The organism is Vibrio sabulosilitoris, assembly GCF_055391395.1.
The window spans coordinates 1,366,246-1,383,865 of sequence record NZ_AP029599.1; the positions used below are offsets into that span (position 1 = coordinate 1,366,246).

General features: G+C 49.2%; 14 protein-coding genes and 21 tRNA genes. 9 read left to right on the forward strand and 26 right to left on the reverse strand.

All coding sequences use genetic code 11. The annotated features are described in order from the left end of the window. The first annotated feature begins 328 nt into the window (after positions 1-328). Positions 329-1,474 (forward strand): flagellin, encoded by a 1,146-nt coding sequence (locus ACZ5R2_RS06440; RefSeq protein WP_464901510.1) that lies wholly within the window; start codon positions 329-331, stop codon positions 1,472-1,474. 683 nt (positions 1,475-2,157) lie between these two features. Here the strand turns inward: ACZ5R2_RS06440 and ACZ5R2_RS06445 are convergent. The 26 genes from ACZ5R2_RS06445 to lolB all read right to left on the reverse strand — a co-directional run bounded on the left by ACZ5R2_RS06445 (position 2,158) and on the right by lolB (position 9,648). Next, positions 2,158-2,242, reverse strand: a tRNA-Leu gene (locus ACZ5R2_RS06445). Between the two features lie 157 nt (positions 2,243-2,399). Further along, positions 2,400-2,474, reverse strand: a tRNA-Gln gene (locus ACZ5R2_RS06450). Between the two features lie 49 nt (positions 2,475-2,523). Beyond that, positions 2,524-2,608 (reverse strand) — tRNA-Leu (locus ACZ5R2_RS06455). Positions 2,609-2,736: 128 nt separating this feature from the next. Next, positions 2,737-2,811, reverse strand: a tRNA-Gln gene (locus ACZ5R2_RS06460). A gap of 35 nt (positions 2,812-2,846) precedes the next feature. Beyond that, positions 2,847-2,931 (reverse strand) — tRNA-Leu (locus ACZ5R2_RS06465). 50 nt (positions 2,932-2,981) lie between these two features. Next, a tRNA-Gln gene (locus tag ACZ5R2_RS06470) sits at positions 2,982-3,056 on the reverse strand. Positions 3,057-3,089: 33 nt separating this feature from the next. Continuing rightward, a tRNA-Leu gene (locus tag ACZ5R2_RS06475) sits at positions 3,090-3,174 on the reverse strand. A gap of 53 nt (positions 3,175-3,227) precedes the next feature. After that, positions 3,228-3,302, reverse strand: a tRNA-Gln gene (locus ACZ5R2_RS06480). Between the two features lie 34 nt (positions 3,303-3,336). Next, positions 3,337-3,421, reverse strand: a tRNA-Leu gene (locus ACZ5R2_RS06485). Positions 3,422-3,490: 69 nt separating this feature from the next. Beyond that, positions 3,491-3,567 (reverse strand) — tRNA-Met (locus ACZ5R2_RS06490). 44 nt (positions 3,568-3,611) lie between these two features. Then, a tRNA-Leu gene (locus tag ACZ5R2_RS06495) sits at positions 3,612-3,696 on the reverse strand. Positions 3,697-3,779: 83 nt separating this feature from the next. Next, positions 3,780-3,854 (reverse strand) — tRNA-Gln (locus ACZ5R2_RS06500). Positions 3,855-3,888: 34 nt separating this feature from the next. Further along, positions 3,889-3,973: transfer RNA gene (locus ACZ5R2_RS06505), tRNA-Leu, on the reverse strand. A 69-nt stretch (positions 3,974-4,042) separates the two neighbouring features. Next, positions 4,043-4,119: transfer RNA gene (locus ACZ5R2_RS06510), tRNA-Met, on the reverse strand. 44 nt (positions 4,120-4,163) lie between these two features. Further along, positions 4,164-4,248: transfer RNA gene (locus ACZ5R2_RS06515), tRNA-Leu, on the reverse strand. 83 nt (positions 4,249-4,331) lie between these two features. After that, positions 4,332-4,406: transfer RNA gene (locus tag ACZ5R2_RS06520), tRNA-Gln, on the reverse strand. 34 nt (positions 4,407-4,440) lie between these two features. After that, positions 4,441-4,525, reverse strand: a tRNA-Leu gene (locus tag ACZ5R2_RS06525). A 53-nt stretch (positions 4,526-4,578) separates the two neighbouring features. After that, positions 4,579-4,655: transfer RNA gene (locus tag ACZ5R2_RS06530), tRNA-Met, on the reverse strand. An 80-nt stretch (positions 4,656-4,735) separates the two neighbouring features. Next, positions 4,736-4,810: transfer RNA gene (locus tag ACZ5R2_RS06535), tRNA-Gln, on the reverse strand. Between the two features lie 34 nt (positions 4,811-4,844). After that, positions 4,845-4,929, reverse strand: a tRNA-Leu gene (locus tag ACZ5R2_RS06540). Positions 4,930-4,993: 64 nt separating this feature from the next. Further along, a tRNA-Met gene (locus tag ACZ5R2_RS06545) sits at positions 4,994-5,070 on the reverse strand. A 281-nt stretch (positions 5,071-5,351) separates the two neighbouring features. After that, positions 5,352-6,443 carry a redox-regulated ATPase YchF gene (gene ychF, locus ACZ5R2_RS06550; protein WP_464901511.1) on the reverse strand — a complete coding sequence of 364 codons (1,092 nt, stop codon included), beginning with the start codon at positions 6,441-6,443 and terminating at the stop codon, positions 5,352-5,354. 10 nt (positions 6,444-6,453) lie between these two features. After that, the gene (gene pth, locus ACZ5R2_RS06555; RefSeq protein ID WP_464901512.1) at positions 6,454-7,044 is read right to left on the reverse strand and encodes an aminoacyl-tRNA hydrolase; all 591 of its coding nucleotides are present in this window, start codon (positions 7,042-7,044) and stop codon (positions 6,454-6,456) included. 141 nt (positions 7,045-7,185) lie between these two features. Beyond that, positions 7,186-8,133, reverse strand: coding sequence for a ribose-phosphate pyrophosphokinase (locus tag ACZ5R2_RS06560; RefSeq protein WP_464901513.1), 948 nt, complete (start codon positions 8,131-8,133; stop codon positions 7,186-7,188). A 46-nt stretch (positions 8,134-8,179) separates the two neighbouring features. Continuing rightward, on the reverse strand, positions 8,180-9,031 hold the full coding sequence (gene ispE, locus ACZ5R2_RS06565) for a 4-(cytidine 5'-diphospho)-2-C-methyl-D-erythritol kinase (protein ID WP_464902321.1): 852 nt from the start codon (positions 9,029-9,031) through the stop codon (positions 8,180-8,182). Next, the gene (gene lolB / locus ACZ5R2_RS06570) at positions 9,028-9,648 is read right to left on the reverse strand and encodes a lipoprotein insertase outer membrane protein LolB (RefSeq protein WP_464901514.1); all 621 of its coding nucleotides are present in this window, start codon (positions 9,646-9,648) and stop codon (positions 9,028-9,030) included. The genes ispE and lolB overlap by 4 nt, the downstream gene beginning before the upstream one ends. A gap of 212 nt (positions 9,649-9,860) precedes the next feature. Between lolB and hemA the strand changes: the two genes are divergently transcribed. The 8 genes from hemA (at position 9,861) to ybaK (ending at position 17,619) form a co-directional block, all read left to right on the forward strand. Then, entirely contained in the window at positions 9,861-11,114 is a 1,254-nt protein-coding gene (hemA, locus tag ACZ5R2_RS06575; protein WP_464901515.1) for a glutamyl-tRNA reductase, read from the forward strand. Between the two features lie 36 nt (positions 11,115-11,150). Beyond that, the gene (gene prfA, locus ACZ5R2_RS06580) at positions 11,151-12,239 is read left to right on the forward strand and encodes a peptide chain release factor 1 (protein WP_438461260.1); all 1,089 of its coding nucleotides are present in this window, start codon (positions 11,151-11,153) and stop codon (positions 12,237-12,239) included. A gap of 4 nt (positions 12,240-12,243) precedes the next feature. Then, complete coding sequence (prmC, locus tag ACZ5R2_RS06585) at positions 12,244-13,101, forward strand: peptide chain release factor N(5)-glutamine methyltransferase (protein WP_464901516.1); 858 nt, start codon at positions 12,244-12,246, stop codon at positions 13,099-13,101. A gap of 8 nt (positions 13,102-13,109) precedes the next feature. After that, the gene (locus tag ACZ5R2_RS06590; protein WP_438461262.1) at positions 13,110-13,493 is read left to right on the forward strand and encodes a SirB2 family protein; all 384 of its coding nucleotides are present in this window, start codon (positions 13,110-13,112) and stop codon (positions 13,491-13,493) included. 29 nt (positions 13,494-13,522) lie between these two features. Then, a complete protein-coding gene (locus ACZ5R2_RS06595) occupies positions 13,523-14,332 on the forward strand; it encodes a SirB1 family protein (RefSeq protein WP_464901517.1) in 810 nt (269 codons plus the stop codon). 36 nt (positions 14,333-14,368) lie between these two features. Then, entirely contained in the window at positions 14,369-15,220 is an 852-nt protein-coding gene (gene kdsA / locus ACZ5R2_RS06600) for a 3-deoxy-8-phosphooctulonate synthase (RefSeq protein ID WP_464901518.1), read from the forward strand. 207 nt (positions 15,221-15,427) lie between these two features. After that, positions 15,428-17,089: a bifunctional UDP-sugar hydrolase/5'-nucleotidase UshA gene (ushA, locus tag ACZ5R2_RS06605; protein ID WP_464901519.1), complete on the forward strand. Its 1,662-nt coding sequence runs from the start codon at positions 15,428-15,430 to the stop codon at positions 17,087-17,089. A gap of 53 nt (positions 17,090-17,142) precedes the next feature. Next, a complete protein-coding gene (gene ybaK, locus ACZ5R2_RS06610; RefSeq protein ID WP_464901520.1) occupies positions 17,143-17,619 on the forward strand; it encodes a Cys-tRNA(Pro) deacylase in 477 nt (158 codons plus the stop codon). The last annotated feature ends 1 nt before the right edge of the window (position 17,620 follow it).

The following is a 17,620-nucleotide window of genomic DNA, read 5'->3' on the forward strand; positions in this document are numbered from 1 at the left end:
GGTTTGAGACCGCGCCTTTTGTGCTATGCCAAAAGAGCAGAGTCTCACTTCAGTTGGCAATCGATGTCCATTTTGACAAAGGAGAAGGCAAGCTTATTCCGTTTAAGCGGCAGCAGGTGGCACTCTTCTTTGTTATTGGCTTTATGCTATTGAAATATAAACAATTAAAACTTGGCACGTAAAGTGCTTAGTTTGCAAAAGTAATTTAAACTACTTGTCCCAGCGTTACTACGGTGCGTTTCGCAAGTCTTGGTGTGGTCAGTGCTTGTTAATCAGGTATTACTGACCGCTGGGTAATTACTTGCAGACTCACTTGGAGAGCAAAATTATGACCCTTACGGTGAATACCAACGTCTCGGCCATGACGGCTCAGCGTTATCTCAACAAGGCATCGAATGACCTTAATACGTCAATGGAGCGTTTGTCTTCAGGCCACAAAATAAACAGTGCCCGCGATGATGCGGCTGGCCTACAAATCTCGAACCGCTTGACTGCGCAGTCTCGCGGCTTGGATGTCGCGATGCGTAATGCGAACGACGGTATCTCAATTGCACAGACCGCAGAGGGTGCAATGAATGAGTCGACCGCTATTTTGCAACGTATGCGCGACCTTTCGCTTCAATCGGCGAATGGTACCAACACGGATTCAGAGCGCATTGCGATCAATGATGAAATTGAGGCATTGCAAGCTGAACTGAACCGTATCGCGGAAACCACGTCGTTTGGTGGTCGAAAACTGCTTAATGGACATTTTGGTGAGGCATCGTTCCAGATTGGCGCGGCTTCAGGTGAGGCAGTGATCATGGGCATGACCAGTATCCGTGCGGATGATTTTCGTATGGGTGGTCAATCGTACTTTGCCAACAAAGGGGTCGATGCTGACTGGGGCGTAAGCGCACAGAGCAATGATCTCAAGCTGGCTTTTAACGACAAGCAAGGCAACGAAGTGAACATTGATATCGTAGCGAAAGTGGGTGACGATATTGAGCAGTTGGCGACGTACATCAACGGTCAAACTGACTTTGTTCAGGCCTCTGTGTCTGAAAATGGTGAGCTACAAGTCTTTGTTGCTGAGGCCAATATCGAGGACGGAGGCCGCGTTAAGATTTCCGGTGACTTGGGTCGTGAACTCGGTCTAAATCGTGCCGCTAAGCAGGATACGACAGTCCAAGACATTGATGTGCGCACGGTATCGGGCTCGCAGAATGCGGTCAGTATTATTGATTCTGCATTGAAGTACATTGATTCGCAGCGTGCCGACCTAGGTGCTAAGCAAAACCGATTCAGTCACACTATCAACAATCTGGCTAATATCCAGGAGAATGTTGATGCATCAAATAGCCGAATTAAAGACACGGACTTTGCGAAAGAAACTACGCAAATGACCAAGTCGCAAATTTTGCAACAGGCAGGTACATCGATACTTGCTCAAGCAAAACAGTTGCCAAACTCTGCAGTAACGTTGCTGCAGTAGTAATAGTCGTCTACCTGATTATCCAGACGTGGATAGGTAGCGCCTATGGCAAAGTAGCTTAACAGAAGCTAGCAAAGCTCTCTCTCTCACTCCTGCTTTGGTGTGCTGAGTTGAGCTACTTATGGTCAGTCGGAAGTGTGTTCATTTCTCAAGATCTCCACACAGGCTCTGACTGCCACCAATAGCCCCGGTTCTCTCAAAGGAAAAGGGGCTTTTTCTTTTCTGCTGATCCCTTAATTCGACTCTCTCGTCATCGGTTTTTCAAACCAAAATCCCCGCTTTTTATCTTTCATCTTTAACCAATGCTCAACCATTTGTTACTAACCCGTACTTGCTTGTCCACCTGAGCCCCCATTTGAGCAACATGCACAGAAACATATTGTGGTGATTAAGTTTGGGCGAGGTACGTAAGAACTTGACGGTGATAAATGCACAGGAGCAGGACCAAAGCCAAATTGAGCTTTTAGCTAGGGAGAATGAAGGAATATATGGGTTGAGCCTCATCGAGGCCTTTAAGCAGGACTGAGAGCGCCTTTGTGATAACACTAAATATCTGACACCAATGATTTTAGTTATGGGTACAGGAGTTGATCTAGGCGTAATTAGTTAACCAGATCAAAGGGTAGAAGAATAGGAGGAGTAAACGAAAAAAGGCCTAGCAAAAGCTAGACCTTTTCGAATGATGGTGCGGAAGGAGAGACTTGAACTCTCACACCTTGCGGCGCCAGAACCTAAATCTGGTGCGTCTACCAATTCCGCCACTTCCGCATCAATTCTGTAGTTGACGAGATGATTGGTAAATCTCGTTAACGTTGCCTACCTCTAATTATAGAAGTATTTGTAAATAGTGGCAGGGCTACCTAGAGCCGAACCAGGGACAATAGATGGGGCATCAAATGTGCGCTTCTATTGAACCATATTGTAATGGCAGGGCTACCTGGATTCGAACCAGGGAATGGCGGCATCAAAAGCCGCTGCCTTACCGCTTGGCGATAGCCCTACTGATTGTTTAACGTGTCAATCACACTGCTCTTTATTTCTAAAGAAAGTGGTGCGGAAGGAGAGACTTGAACTCTCACACCTTGCGGCGCCAGAACCTAAATCTGGTGCGTCTACCAATTCCGCCACTTCCGCATCAATTTTGTAGTTAACGAGATGATTGGTGAATCTCGAGAACGTTTTGTAATGGCTGGGCTACCTAGAACCGAACCAGGGACAATAGATGGGGCATCAAATGTGCTCTCTACTGAACCATATTGTAATGGCTGGGCTACCTGGATTCGAACCAGGGAATGGCGGCATCAAAAGCCGCTGCCTTACCGCTTGGCGATAGCCCAACTGATTGTTTTAAAGTGTCAATCCCACTAAAGAATGGTGCGGAAGGAGAGACTTGAACTCTCACACCTTGCGGCGCCAGAACCTAAATCTGGTGCGTCTACCAATTCCGCCACTTCCGCATCAATTTTGTAGTTATACCGACGATTGGTGAATCGATATATCATTGTAATGGCAGGGCTACCTGGATTCGAACCAGGGAATGGCGGCATCAAAAGCCGCTGCCTTACCGCTTGGCGATAGCCCTACTGATTGTTTGAGATGTCAATCACATCAAAGATGGTGCGGAAGGAGAGACTTGAACTCTCACACCTTGCGGCGCCAGAACCTAAATCTGGTGCGTCTACCAATTCCGCCACTTCCGCATCAATTTTGTAGTCATAGCTGACGATTGGTGAATCAACTAGACGTTTTGTAATGGCTGGGCTACCTGGATTCGAACCAGGGAATGGCGGCATCAAAAGCCGCTGCCTTACCGCTTGGCGATAGCCCAACAGGATTGTTTAAAGTGTCAATCCCACTAAAGATGGTGCGGAAGGAGAGACTTGAACTCTCACACCTTGCGGCGCCAGAACCTAAATCTGGTGCGTCTACCAATTCCGCCACTTCCGCATCAATTCTATAGTTACACCGACGATTGGTAAGATCGATATAACATTTTGTTCTCTCACAAAGAAAGAATGGTGGCTACGACGGGATTCGAACCTGTGACCCCATCATTATGAGTGATGTGCTCTAACCAGCTGAGCTACGTAGCCACTCTGAACTCTTACGAGTTATCTCTTTATTACTAAAGAAAGAATGGTGCGGAAGGAGAGACTTGAACTCTCACACCTTGCGGCGCCAGAACCTAAATCTGGTGCGTCTACCAATTCCGCCACTTCCGCAACTAATTCTGTAGTTAAGCGAGTAATTGGTAAAACTCAAGCTTAACATTGTGTTCCTTCTAGTGAAGGCGCCACTTTAATAGTGGCAGGGCTACCTGGATTCGAACCAGGGAATGGCGGCATCAAAAGCCGCTGCCTTACCGCTTGGCGATAGCCCTGCAGATAAGCAACGTGAACGTTACTATCAAAAGATGGTGCGGAAGGAGAGACTTGAACTCTCACACCTTGCGGCGCCAGAACCTAAATCTGGTGCGTCTACCAATTCCGCCACTTCCGCATCAATTCTATAGTTACACCGATGATTGGTAAGATCGATATAACATTTTGTTCTCTCACAAAGAAAGAATGGTGGCTACGACGGGATTCGAACCTGTGACCCCATCATTATGAGTGATGTGCTCTAACCAGCTGAGCTACGTAGCCACTCTGAACTCTTACGAGTTATCTCTTTATTACTAAAGAAAGAATGGTGCGGAAGGAGAGACTTGAACTCTCACACCTTGCGGCGCCAGAACCTAAATCTGGTGCGTCTACCAATTCCGCCACTTCCGCAACTAATTCTGTAGTTAAGCGAGTAATTGGTAAAACTCAAGCTTAACATTGTGTTCCTTCTAGTGAAGGCGCCACTTTAATAGTGGCAGGGCTACCTGGATTCGAACCAGGGAATGGCGGCATCAAAAGCCGCTGCCTTACCGCTTGGCGATAGCCCTGCAGATAAGCAACGTGAACGTTACTATCAAAAGATGGTGCGGAAGGAGAGACTTGAACTCTCACACCTTGCGGCGCCAGAACCTAAATCTGGTGCGTCTACCAATTCCGCCACTTCCGCATCAATTTTATAGTTATACCGAGGATTGGCGACTCAATATAACATTGTATAAATGGTGGCTACGACGGGATTCGAACCTGTGACCCCATCATTATGAGTGATGTGCTCTAACCAGCTGAGCTACGTAGCCACTCTTGAGAGCCGAAGAATATAATACAAACTTCGCTCTAGTGCCAACTCTTTTTTCAAAAAATTGCCACTCTTAAAGAATGGCAGGGCTACCTGGATTCGAACCAGGGAATGGCGGCATCAAAAGCCGCTGCCTTACCGCTTGGCGATAGCCCTGCAGATAAGCAACGTGAACGTTACTATCAAAAGATGGTGCGGAAGGAGAGACTTGAACTCTCACACCTTGCGGCGCCAGAACCTAAATCTGGTGCGTCTACCAATTCCGCCACTTCCGCATCAATTCTGTAATTATACTGAAAATTGGTGACTCAATATAATGTTGTATTCTTTAGCAGAGAATGGTGGCTACGACGGGATTCGAACCTGTGACCCCATCATTATGAGTGATGTGCTCTAACCAGCTGAGCTACGTAGCCATCTCTGTTTTGCTTCAGCGCTGTATCGCTGAGAACGGGGCGGATTATGCGGATATCCCCGGGAACCGTCAACAGTTTTTTTTCTTAAAATTGGATAAATTAATCGTTCGCTTTCTTTTTGAGCAAAAGGGCGCATTTGTGATCTAAAACTGGTGATTTTATTCCGTTTACTCGTGACTTAATTGTCGTGTCTACGGTTCGCGATTCATTAGGCAATCGAGCCTATAAACAAAAACAGCCAGCATTACGCTGACTGTTTGGTGTAAATTTAATCGATACGATTAAACGTTGAAGCGGAAGTGGATCACGTCGCCATCTTTAACGATGTAATCTTTACCTTCTAGACGCCATTTACCGGCATCTTTTGCACCGCTTTCACCGTTGAACTGGATAAAGTCATCGTAGCCAACCACTTCTGCGCGGATAAAGCCTTTTTCGAAGTCGGTGTGGATCTTACCCGCTGATTGTGGTGCAGTCGCGCCAACAGGGATAGTCCATGCGCGTACTTCTTTCACGCCTGCAGTGAAGTAGGTTTGTAGAGTCAGTAGGTCGTAACCAGAGCGAATCACTCGGTTTAGACCTGGTTCTTCAATACCCATGTCTTCGAGGAACTCTTCACGGTCTTCGTCATCTAGCTCAGATAGCTCAGACTCGATTGCCGCACAAACTGGAACCACCACGTTGTTTTCTTTTTCGGCAAACTCACGTACCGCATCTAGGTACGGGTTATCTTCAAAACCATCTTCATTAACGTTAGCGATGTACATGGTAGGCTTAAGCGTTAGGAAGTTTAGGTAGCCAACAGCCGCTAACTCTTCTTTGCTTAGCTCAACCGTACGCGCCATACCACCTTCTGTTAGCACAGGAAGTAGCTTTTCAAGTACAGTCAGTTCGAATTTCGCGTCTTTGTCGCCGCCTTTGGCTTTTTTCGCGTTACGCTGAATCGCACGCTCACACGAGTCTAGGTCGGCCATCGCAAGCTCAAGGTTGATCACCTCGATATCTTCGATTGGTGATACCTTACCTGCTACGTGAACGATGTTCTCATTCTCAAAACAGCGAACTACGTGACCAATCGCGTCGGTTTCACGGATGTTTGCCAGGAATTTGTTACCAAGACCTTCACCACGAGATGCACCCGCAACCAGACCCGCAATATCAACGAACTCCATCGTTGTTGGCAGGATCTTCTGTGGATTAACGATCTTTGCTAGTGCATCTAGACGTAGATCCGGCACAGGTACCACGCCCGTGTTTGGCTCGATAGTACAGAAAGGGAAGTTAGCGGCTTCGATACCCGCTTTAGTGAGTGCGTTAAACAGAGTTGACTTACCAACGTTTGGTAGACCAACGATGCCACATTTAAAACCCATGATAGTAACCTTATTCAGCTTTGAACGTGTGTAAGCGGTTTTGTGCTTTGGTTAAGCCATCCTTGATAAGGATGTCCAAGCAGCGAACGGACTCGTCGACCACAGCGTCAAGGCACTCTTGCTCTTTGGCAGGTGCCTTGCCTAACACATAACCCGATACTTTATCTTTGTGCCCAGGATGGCCGATGCCAATTCTGAGGCGGTAAAATTCTTTGTTGTTGCCCAGTTTACTGATGGTGTCACGCAGGCCGTTGTGACCGCCGTGACCGCCGCCTTTTTTGAATTTAGCTACACCTGGAGGAAGGTCAAGCTCATCGTGAGCCACCATGATCTCTTCAGGCTTGATTTGATAAAACTTTGCCAGTGCAGAGATGGCTTTACCAGACAGGTTCATAAAGGTGGTCGGGATCAATAAACGAAGATCTTCACCGTTGAGCAGAATGCGACCTGTGTAACCGAAGAACTTGGCTTCATTCTTAAGCATCACGTTGTTCGAGCGGGCAAGCTCTTCCACAACCCACGCCCCAGCGTTGTGACGTGTTTTCGCATATTCCGGTCCAGGATTCGCTAGACCAACCAGTAATTTAATCTGTTGACTCAAGGGAGGATCTCTTTGGGTATTTTAAAAGCGCCGTATGATAGCACAGAAATTGGCAAGCGTGCATTCAATCGCAAGCCGTGAGCCTAAAACGAAAAAAGCACCTCAATAGAGGTGCTTTACTAGTGCGCTTTATACCAGAGATTACTGGTTGAACATCGCTGAGATTGACTCTTCGTTGCTGATGCGGCGAATCGCTTCAGCTAGCATGCGAGATAGGCTTAGTGTGGTTACTTTACCTGTCGCTGCCATCTCTTTTGATAGAGAGATAGAGTCAGTGATGATCACTTGGTCAAGGACTGAGTTCTTGATGTTGGTTGCTGCGTTGCCAGAGAAAACCGCGTGAGTTGCGTAAGCGAATACACGTTTAGCGCCGCGCTCTTTAAGCGCTTCAGCCGCTTTACATAGTGTGCCGCCGGTATCGATCATATCGTCAACGATCACACAGTCGCGACCTTCTACGTCACCGATAAGGTTCATCACCTCAGAGACATTTGCGCGTGGACGACGCTTATCAACGATAGCGATGTCGATGTCGCCAAGTGCTTTTGCTGTTGCACGAGCACGAACAACGCCACCTAGGTCTGGAGAAACCACAACTGGGTTTTCTAGGCCACGGCTTTGCATATCTTCAAGCAGTACTGGTGTACCGAAGATGTTGTCTACTGGTACGTCGAAGAAGCCTTGGATTTGTTCTGCGTGCAGGTCGATAGTCAGAACGCGGTCAACACCAACGTTTGATAGGAAATCAGCAACGACTTTGGCCGTGATTGGCACACGTGCAGAGCGAACGCGACGGTCTTGACGAGCGTAGCCGAAGTAAGGAATAACTGCTGTAATACGGCCAGCAGAAGCACGGCGCATTGCATCAATCATTACAACCAATTCCATTAGGTTGTCATTGGTTGGAGCACAAGTAGATTGGATGATGAATACATCACTACCACGAACGTTTTCGTTGATTTGCACGGCAACTTCGCCGTCAGAAAAGCGAGAAACAGTAGCGTCGCCAAGAGAGATGTATAGACGGTCAGCAATACGTTGCGCTAGATCAGGAGATGCGTTACCAGCAAATAGCTTCATATCAGGCACGGTGGAAACCTCAGAGTTGCATGCAGAATTTAAATTGTTTTTTTGTCTAAGCAGTGAAGGCAGTTAAGGCCGTTTTCAGTGGCGAAATATTGCGCCCCTGAGCGACAAAAGCCGAGACATTTTCGGGCAATTTAGCCAGGACATCGCGAGCGGGTTGCTCACTGTCAAACTCAGCAAAAATGCACGATCCAGTCCCCGTCAACCTAGACGGCGCGTATTGTAGCAGCCATGAAAGTTGCTTATCAACCTCTGGATAGAGCAATCTGACAATTTTTTCGCAATCGTTTTCGTATCGACAGTTCAAAAGCTTATTTAACGGGCGTTTAGGTGTGTCGCGGGTCAATTGCGGGTGGCGGAAAATATCGGCGGTGGCGATGCTCACATCCGGTCTTACCACCAAATACCAGCGCTCTTTGGGCTCAACTGCGACGATTTTTTCGCCAACCCCCTCTGCAAAGGCCGCATGGCCACGAACAAAAACCGGGACGTCCGCCCCTAAATGCAAGCCAATCTCTGCCAAGGTATCGTCATCAAGATCGACACCCCACAATGTATTTAATGCAACCAGTGTCGTGGCGGCGTTAGACGAGCCCCCACCAATGCCTCCGCCCATCGGCAGTTTCTTATTCAATTGGATATGGGCACCCTGACTGGCATCAGTATGGGTTTTAAGTGCCATCGCCGCTTTCCAGATCAGGTTATCTTGAAGTTCTAAGCCTGGGATCTCAGGCGTAATTGTCACCTCACTACTCTGGTTGGGTTCAATGATCAACTCATCGCCAAAGTCGACAAACTGAAACAGGGTTTGCAGCTCATGGTAACCATCGCTGCGTTGGTTGTTGATGTAGAGGAACAGGTTTAACTTAGCGGGTGATGGCCAGATAAAAGCGTTGGTCATGGATTGATTACCCATTTGGAAATAACAATATTGAGTTTGGTCTCGTCGCTATTCATTGATAGGCGAGACGGAAGCGGAATGATTTGATTTGCCAATGACGCATCACTGTATGAGTAGTAGTTGAGACGCCAGCTTTGCGTATCAAGTAGTTTATCCAGTGATTTGAGGGTGTTCTCCTCATTAAGGATGAAGCTATCCGCGTTGGTTGGTAGACCGAGAAGCCAGTCGGGTAGAGCATCAACCGGAATATTCAGTCCGGTGAGTTGCAAAATGAGTTGCTGGCCGTTGCGGCCTTCAAAGCGCTCGCCATCCATCGTGGTCAGCGTCGTGCCGTTTTGGTCACTGCGCAAGTTCAGCACCGATTGACCGAGAAAGGTTCGCAGGTTGAGTTGACTCACGCCGTCTTCATAGTGCCAGAAGAAATTCAGAGACTGACGTTGGTCAGGTCCGATATAGCCAAGCTTGCCACTGGCTTGGTAGCGAGAGATGGCTTGCAGCTGTTGTTGATGGGATTGCCACTCAACACTGGTGTGACTCTCAGGCAGTGTGGTACAGGCGCTCAACACGGTAAGAAGTGCAACCAGTATGAGGGGTTGTAACGAACGAAACAGGTTCATGGGCGATAAGGTCTCAGTTCTCGATGGGCTTACGTAATTCTTGAGCAAATTCTCTTTGAGATACAACTATATCACTAAAATGGAGTGACAGATAAACCGCATAGGAAGGTAAAGCACATAAAAGCGGCGACTCCCTCTTTCCATATTCCGGGCCATCAAGTAAAATTCTCGTTTTACGTTTGTTCCCCTCATCGATAGAGAACCTTGATTTCATGACCCTGCTTGCCCTTGGCATTAACCACAACACCGCCTCTGTCGAGTTGCGTGAAAAAGTTGCTTTTGGTCCGGATAAGTTGTCTCGTGCGCTATCTGAGCTTAAGCAGGTAGAGGGAATTAACGGTGGGGTGATCCTTTCGACGTGTAATCGTACCGAACTCTATTGCGATGTCGATGACCATGAAGCGAAACACTTAGCTCAATGGCTCACGGACTTCCACCAAGTTGAAGCCAGTGAGTTACGCTCAAGCTTGTACTTTCACCACGATGCAGAGGCGATTGCACACTTGATGCGCGTCGCTTGTGGTCTCGACTCATTGGTGTTGGGGGAGCCACAAATTCTCGGCCAGGTGAAGCAAGCCTTTGCGGATGCAAAAACCCACCAAGCGGTGAGCACTTCGATAGAAAAATGGTTTCAGAAAGGCTTTTCGGTGGCAAAACGCGTGCGCACGGAAACTGATATAGGTGGCGCTGCCGTTTCGGTGGCGTATGCTGCCTGCACGTTGGCCAAACACATCTTTGAATCCTTGAGTAAATCGACGGTCCTATTAGTCGGTGCGGGTGAAACGATCGAGTTGGTGGCCAAGCATTTGGCCAGCAATGGCTGCACTCAGATGATAGTGGCGAATCGCACGCGAGAGCGCGCGCTCGGACTTGCCAATGAATTCGGTGCTGAAGTGATCGCGCTTAACGAGATCCCAGCTTACATGGCCAAGGCCGATATTGTGATCAGCTCAACCGCAAGCCCATTGCCAATCATAGGTAAAGGCATGGTTGAAACGGCACTCAAACAGCGCAAACGCCAGCCAATGCTGCTGATTGATATTGCGGTACCTCGAGATATCGAGGCGCAAGTGGCAGACCTTGCGGATGCCTATCTGTATACCGTGGATGATCTACAATCGATAGTAGACTCCAACATTGAGCAGCGCCGTGCTGAGGCGGTGGTGGCAGAAGAGATTGTCGTCGATGAGAGTGCCAGCTTTATGGAGTGGCACAGTGCCCTCAAGTCGGTGGATGGCATTCGTCGTTATCGAGACGATGCCCATGAGGTTCGCCAAGCTCTGCTCGAAAAGGGCTTACAGGCGATAGCCGCTGGCGCGGAGCCTGAAAAAGTGCTGACAGAACTCAGCAACAAACTGACCAACAAGTTGATCCATGCCCCGACCCAAGCGATGCAACAGGCGGCACAAGATGGACAGTACGACAAACTACAGATTATTCGAGAGTCTTTGGGTTTAAATTCATAAGCCTCTCTCCAGATAGAAACCAGATAAGACGAAACTATGAAAGCCTCAATTTTAGCGAAATTAGAAACACTTGTTGAACGCTACGAAGAAGTTCAACACCTGCTGGGTGACCCAGATGTGATTGGCGATCAGGATAAGTTCCGCGCTCTATCACGTGAGTATTCACAGCTAGAAGAGGTGACTCAGTGTTTCCAAGCCTTCCAAAGCGCGCAAGATGACCTTGAAGCGGCTGAGGAGATGGCAAAGGAAGACGATCAAGAGATGCGTGAGATGGCTCAAGAAGAGATCAAAGAGGCCAAAGCAGCGATTGAGCGCTTGAATGACGAGCTGCAGATCCTGCTGCTGCCAAAAGATCCAAACGATGAGCGTAACTGTTTCCTAGAAATCCGCGCGGGTGCGGGTGGCGATGAGGCGGGCATCTTTGCCGGTAACCTATTCCGTATGTACTCAAAGTTTGCTGAGAAGCAAGGCTGGCGCGTTGAGGTAATGAGCTGCAGCGAGTCAGAGCAGGGCGGCTATAAAGAGATGATCGCTAAAGTGAGCGGCGACGGTGTTTACGGCACCATGAAGTTCGAGTCGGGTGGTCACCGTGTTCAGCGTGTGCCAGAGACCGAATCGCAAGGTCGCGTGCATACCTCGGCATGTACGGTTGCGATCATGCCTGAGATCCCAGAGGCAGACCTGCCTGAGATCAAGGCTGCTGACCTGAAAATCGATACCTTCCGTGCATCAGGCGCGGGTGGTCAGCACGTTAACACCACGGACTCAGCGATTCGTATTACCCACTTGCCAACCGGCACAGTAGTAGAGTGTCAGGACGAGCGTTCACAGCACAAAAACAAAGCTAAGGCGATGTCTGTGCTGGCAGCACGTATTGTTCAGGCTGAAGAAGCACGCCGTGCAGCTGAGGTCTCTGATACCCGTCGTAACCTACTTGGTTCGGGTGATCGTAGCGACCGTATCCGCACTTACAACTACCCACAAGGTCGCGTTTCAGACCACCGTATCAACCTAACAATCTACCGCCTCAATGAAGTGCTTGAGGGCGACCTGCAAACCCTGATTGACCCAGTGGTTCAAGAGCACCAAGCCGATCAGTTGGCTGCTTTGGCTGACAACAGCTAAGCGCATGTCATTGCAACGAATAGACCAAATCCAGCGAGCGGTGACCGCTCGCTTGACCGACAGCGGCAGTGAAACTGCATCGCTAGACGCTGCCTTGTTGTTGTGTCACGTGCTCGATAAACCGCGCAGCTACCTGTTGACTTGGCCTGAGAAGACACTCAGCGGCGAACAACAAGCTCAGCTAGAGACGCTGACTGTGCGTCGAGAGCAGGGTGAGCCGATGGCATACATCCTTGGGTATCGCGAATTTTGGTCGTTAGAGCTCAAAGTGGCCACCTCAACCCTGATCCCGCGTCCTGATACTGAGCGCTTGGTCGAACTGGCCTTAGATAAGGTGCAGGGTATCGAGGGTGATGTGCTTGATCTTGGTACGGGTACGGGCGCGATTGCTTTGGCGTTAGCCTCTGAGCTGCTTCAGCGCCGAGTGATCGGTATCGATTTTCAATCAAGCGCTTATCAGCTGGCTTGCGAAAACCGTGATCGCCTTGGCCTGAGCAATGCAGAGTTTTTGCACGGCAGTTGGTATCAGCCACTTGAGAGCGGTGCAAAGTTTGCCGTGATCACCTCAAACCCACCCTACATCGATGCCGAGGATCCGCACCTAGAGCAGGGTGATGTGCGTTTTGAGCCGAAAACAGCGTTGGTGGCAGATAACCATGGTCTGGCGGATATTCGCTACATCACCGAGCACGCACGGGCGTACTTGCTCCAAGGTGGCTGGCTGCTGCTTGAGCATGGCTATGATCAGGGTGAGGCTGTACGCGCTATTTTGCATGAGTTTGGTTTTAACTCGGTGGTGACTGAAAAAGACTTTGGTAATAACGACCGAGTGACCCTTGGTCAGTGGACGACTATTTCATAGGTGAGATTATGTACGAAGGCATAAAACAACTTCATCTGTTGACCATCGCACTCAGCGCAGCGCTTTTGACTGTGCGTTATGCAATGATGATGGCTAACTCTGGCTTAACTCAAGCCAAATTTTTTCGCGTCTTTCCCCATGTGAACGATAGCTTACTCTTGCTCACCGGTTTGATTTTGATGTTTATGACCGGCTTTACGCCACTGGCTCCGGGCGGTTTATGGTTGAGCGAGAAATTCACCTGCGTGATTGCTTATATTGCGCTGGGCTTTTTTTCACTCAAAATGGCGCGCAATAACCTGCTGAGAACATTCGCTTTCTTTGGCGCGCTGGGCTGGCTTGCGATGGCGGGTAAAGTCGCGGTGAGTAAAGTACCCATGCTTTTGGGTTGAGCCTGACTTAACGTAGTTTTAGGAACAAAATGCAACAACTGTTTGACGAAGATTTTGACGCGATTGAACTGGTCGAGGGAGCTTTGATCCTTAACCAAGCGATCAATCCAGACACCCAGTTACATTGGGCTCATGAGGAACTCAACCGGCTGCTTAGAGAAGCAGAGTTGACGCTGGTCAATGAGCGTCACGAGCAGAGTCGTTTCGAGTCTCTACTGCGTCTGTTTTACTCCGAATGGGGGTTTAAGGGTGACCACGACAGCTACTTCCACTCGAGCAATGGTTTTGTTGATCAGGTACTCGAGCGTCGACGTGGCATTCCGGTCAGCCTTGGCGCGATCCTGTTGTACTTCGGTCGCAAGCTAGGCTTTCGCATGCAAGGCATTGCGTTTCCTACTCAGTTTGTCGTGCGTATCGACTGGCAGAACGGGGAGTCGCAATACCTCAACCCATTCAATGGTGAGTATGTTACGACCCATACACTGCGTGCATGGTTAGTTGGACATGATGGCCCACTTGCGGCGATCAAGCCTGAGGATCTTGAGGTGACGGACCATGCGACGGTGATTGGCCGCTGGTTAGCACTGCTGAAAAGCGCCTTGCTACGGGAAGAAAACTACACACTGGCTCTGCGCTGCACTGACCTCGCGTTAACCTTTGTCCCCGATGATCCTTATGAAATCCGTGACCGTGGTTTTATTTATCAACAGCTAGAGTGTCACCAGATCGCTCTGACTGATTATCAATATTTTATCGACCAATGTCCTGAAGACCCAGCGGCTGAGTTACTCAAAACGCAAGTGAATATAATGGGTCGCAAGGAAGTTGTTCTACACTAATCGCGGTGCTAATGCCGCTTACAATAGAGAAATAACATGGAACAAAAAGTAGTTCATGTTGGTGATATTCCAGTAGCCAACGATAAGCCATTTACGCTGTTTGCCGGTATGAACGTACTTGAGTCGCGTGACCTTGCGATGCAGATCTGTGAACACTACGTGAAGGTAACAGAGAAGTTAGGTATCCCTTACGTTTTCAAAGCATCGTTCGACAAAGCCAACCGCAGCTCAGTGCATTCATACCGCGGGCCAGGGCTTGAAGAAGGGATGAAGATCTTCCAAGAGCTAAAGGATACCTTTGGCGTGAAGATCATCACTGACGTGCATACCGAAGCGCAAGCCCAGCCTGTGGCCGATGTGGTCGACGTGATCCAGCTACCAGCGTTTCTTGCCCGCCAGACTGATCTCGTTGAGGCAATGGCGAAAACCGGCGCGGTGATTAATGTGAAAAAACCGCAATTTATGAGCCCAGGTCAGGTGGGAAATATCGTTGAAAAATTTGCCGAGTGTGGCAACGAGAACGTGATCCTGTGTGAGCGTGGTGCTTGCCATGGCTACGATAACCTAGTCGTTGATATGCTTGGCTTTGGCGTGATGAAGAAGGCGTCAAACGGCAGCCCTATCATCTTTGACGTGACCCACTCACTGCAGATGCGCGATCCATCGGGCGCAGCCTCTGGTGGTCGTCGTGAGCAAACGGTAGAGCTGGCTAAAGCGGGCTTGGCAACTGGTATCGCGGGTCTGTTTATCGAGGCGCACCCAAATCCAGAACAGGCAATGTGTGACGGACCATCGGCACTACCACTGGATAAGCTTGAGCCTTTCCTTGCACAGATGAAAGCGCTTGATGACCTCATCAAAGGCTTTGAGCACATCGATATTCGATAACTGCATATAAATTAATTAAAAAAGCGAGCTTCGGCTCGCTTTTTGTGTTTTATATTTAAAGCACAAAGAGTTCTAGGGGCGGGTTCGGGAACGGGTGCTGCCCTACGAGGAGTGGGGCGTTTAGTGGGCGTGATAGGTTATGTATCCCCGGGATGAAATGTTCTCCGACTATTATTTAGTGAAATATGGAAAGCAAAGGGAAAATTGATGAGAAAACGATCGTTAGTAAAAATTGGTTTGCTGGGTATTTGCGCTCTGGTGTTTTTGGGCTGTGCAAGTGAACCGGCTCAGACATGGCAAGCGGATACTACCTATCGACTGACTATTTTACACACCAATGATCATCATGGGCGTTTTTGGCCAAATCGTTACGGTGAGTATGGGATGGCTGCGCGGAAAACCTTAATTGATCAGCTGCGTGCAGAGATTGAGCAGCAAGGAGGGAGTGTACTCTTGCTCTCTGGTGGGGATATCAATACCGGTGTGCCTGAGTCGGACTTGCAAGATGCAGAGCCTGACTTTAAAGGGATGAGCTTGATTGGCTATGATGCGATGGCGCTGGGTAATCACGAGTTTGATAACCCCCTGGAAGTATTGGAAAAGCAGATCGAGTGGGCCAATTTTCCCGTGCTGTCGGCGAATATTTATGACAAGCAAACTGGGAAGCGCAAGTATCAAGCCTACCAAATATTTGAAAAGCAGGGGCTGCGCATTGCCGTGATCGGGTTGACGACCGAAGACACCGCCAAGATAGCGAACCCAGAGTTTATCGGTGGGATTGAGTTTCGTGATCCCAAGGCTGAGGCTAAGGCATTGATTGCTGAGTTGCAGAAGACCGAGCAACCGGACCTGATTTTTGCCGTGACACACATGGGACACTACGCCGACGGTAATCGAGGCGTCAATGCGCCTGGCGATGTTGCCTTGGCACGCTTTCTCGAACCAGGCATGCTCGATATGATAGTGGGTGGTCACTCACAAGAGCCGGTGTGTATGGAAGGCCCTAATATGTATCAGCGCAGTTTTAAGCCTGGGGATGCCTGTCAGCCGGATGTGCAAAATGGCACTTACATTGTTCAAGCCCATGAGTGGGGCAAATACGTAGGGCGCGCGGACTTTGAGTTTGAAAATGGCCAGCTTGCGATGGTGAGTTATGATCTTATCCCGGTCAATCTCAAGCAAAAAGTTGAGCTAAATGGCGAGTTGCAGCGCGTCTTTGTGCGCAGTGAAATTGCACCTGACCCAGAATTGGAGGCTTTTCTGCTGCCTTATCAGCAAGTGGGTGAGGCGCAACTTGGTGAAACCATAGCAATCACTAATGGCAAGTTAGTTGGCGATCGCAATGTAGTGCGCTTTGAGCAAACCAATCTCGGATATTTGATTGCTCTGGCTCATATGCAGCGCGCGAAAGCCGATTTTGGTGTGATGAACTCGGGCGGCGTGCGTGATTCAATAGAAGCCGGTGAGGTGACCTACAAGGATGTGCTGACTGTGCAGCCGTTTGGCAATATGGTTAGCTATACCGATATGTCCGGCGAGGAAGTGCGGGCGTATCTTAATCAAGTCGCAACCAAACCGGTCGATTCTGGTGCCTATGCCCAGTTTGCTGGCATCAGCATGGTGGTGGCCAATGGCGAGGTGAGTCAGGTTGAAATTGGTGGAGAGCCACTTGATCCTGAACGAACCTATCGTTTTACCGTGCCGAGCTTTAACGCAGCGGGTGGGGATGGTTACCCAGTTCTTACTGACCACCCCGGTTACGTGAACACAGGATTTGTTGATGCCGAGGTGCTGAAAGAGTATCTTGAAACCAATAGCCCAATTGATGTCGAACGCCTTGCACCAGGCAAGCGCATCATTTACCACTAATTTAACTCACAGGGAGTGTGCCCATTTGCTCGGATGCAAATGGGCGGTTGACCATGACACCAGCAATCAAACTACTTGAAAAGCGCGCTACACTACACAAGGTATTGCAGTATGAACATGACCCTAGGGTCGAGAGCTATGGCCTAGAGGCGGCAGAGGTGCTTGGCCTGCCGGCAGAGCAAGTGTTTAAAACCTTACTGGTGGCATTGGATGGTCAGGTGAAAAACCTAGCGGTAGCGATCATTCCCGTTGATCGCAAACTGAGCCTTAAACTGGTGGCCAAAGCATTGGGTGCCAAAAAAGCCGTGATGGCCGATCCCATCGTCGCGCAGTCTGTTACTGGATACGTTGTCGGTGGGATAAGTCCACTGGGTCAAAAGAAGCGCTTGCCAACCGTCATCGAGCAATCAGCTCAGCCTCAGGCGCAGATCTGCGTCAGTGCAGGCAAGCGTGGTTTGGATATTCAACTGTGTCCTAAAGCGCTTGCTGGGCTAATTAGTGCTAAGTTTGCGCCAATTAGCGCCGAGTGAG

What these genes read in the sequence shown, in the direction of transcription:
- ACZ5R2_RS06595 (WP_464901517.1), top strand. Translation starts at nt 13,523, where the DNA reads ATGCAACAACTGTTTGACGAAGATTTTGACGCGATTGAACTGGTCGAG.
- ychF (WP_464901511.1), bottom strand. Translation starts at nt 6,443, where the DNA reads ATGGGTTTTAAATGTGGCATCGTTGGTCTACCAAACGTTGGTAAGTCA.
- ispE (WP_464902321.1), bottom strand. Translation starts at nt 9,031, where the DNA reads ATGACCAACGCTTTTATCTGGCCATCACCCGCTAAGTTAAACCTGTTC.
- kdsA (WP_464901518.1), top strand. Translation starts at nt 14,369, where the DNA reads ATGGAACAAAAAGTAGTTCATGTTGGTGATATTCCAGTAGCCAACGAT.
- lolB (WP_464901514.1), bottom strand. Translation starts at nt 9,648, where the DNA reads ATGAACCTGTTTCGTTCGTTACAACCCCTCATACTGGTTGCACTTCTT.
- ushA (WP_464901519.1), top strand. Translation starts at nt 15,428, where the DNA reads ATGAGAAAACGATCGTTAGTAAAAATTGGTTTGCTGGGTATTTGCGCT.
- hemA (WP_464901515.1), top strand. Translation starts at nt 9,861, where the DNA reads ATGACCCTGCTTGCCCTTGGCATTAACCACAACACCGCCTCTGTCGAG.
- ybaK (WP_464901520.1), top strand. Translation starts at nt 17,143, where the DNA reads ATGACACCAGCAATCAAACTACTTGAAAAGCGCGCTACACTACACAAG.
- prmC (WP_464901516.1), top strand. Translation starts at nt 12,244, where the DNA reads ATGTCATTGCAACGAATAGACCAAATCCAGCGAGCGGTGACCGCTCGC.
- prfA (WP_438461260.1), top strand. Translation starts at nt 11,151, where the DNA reads ATGAAAGCCTCAATTTTAGCGAAATTAGAAACACTTGTTGAACGCTAC.
- ACZ5R2_RS06590 (WP_438461262.1), top strand. Translation starts at nt 13,110, where the DNA reads ATGTACGAAGGCATAAAACAACTTCATCTGTTGACCATCGCACTCAGC.
- ACZ5R2_RS06440 (WP_464901510.1), top strand. Translation starts at nt 329, where the DNA reads ATGACCCTTACGGTGAATACCAACGTCTCGGCCATGACGGCTCAGCGT.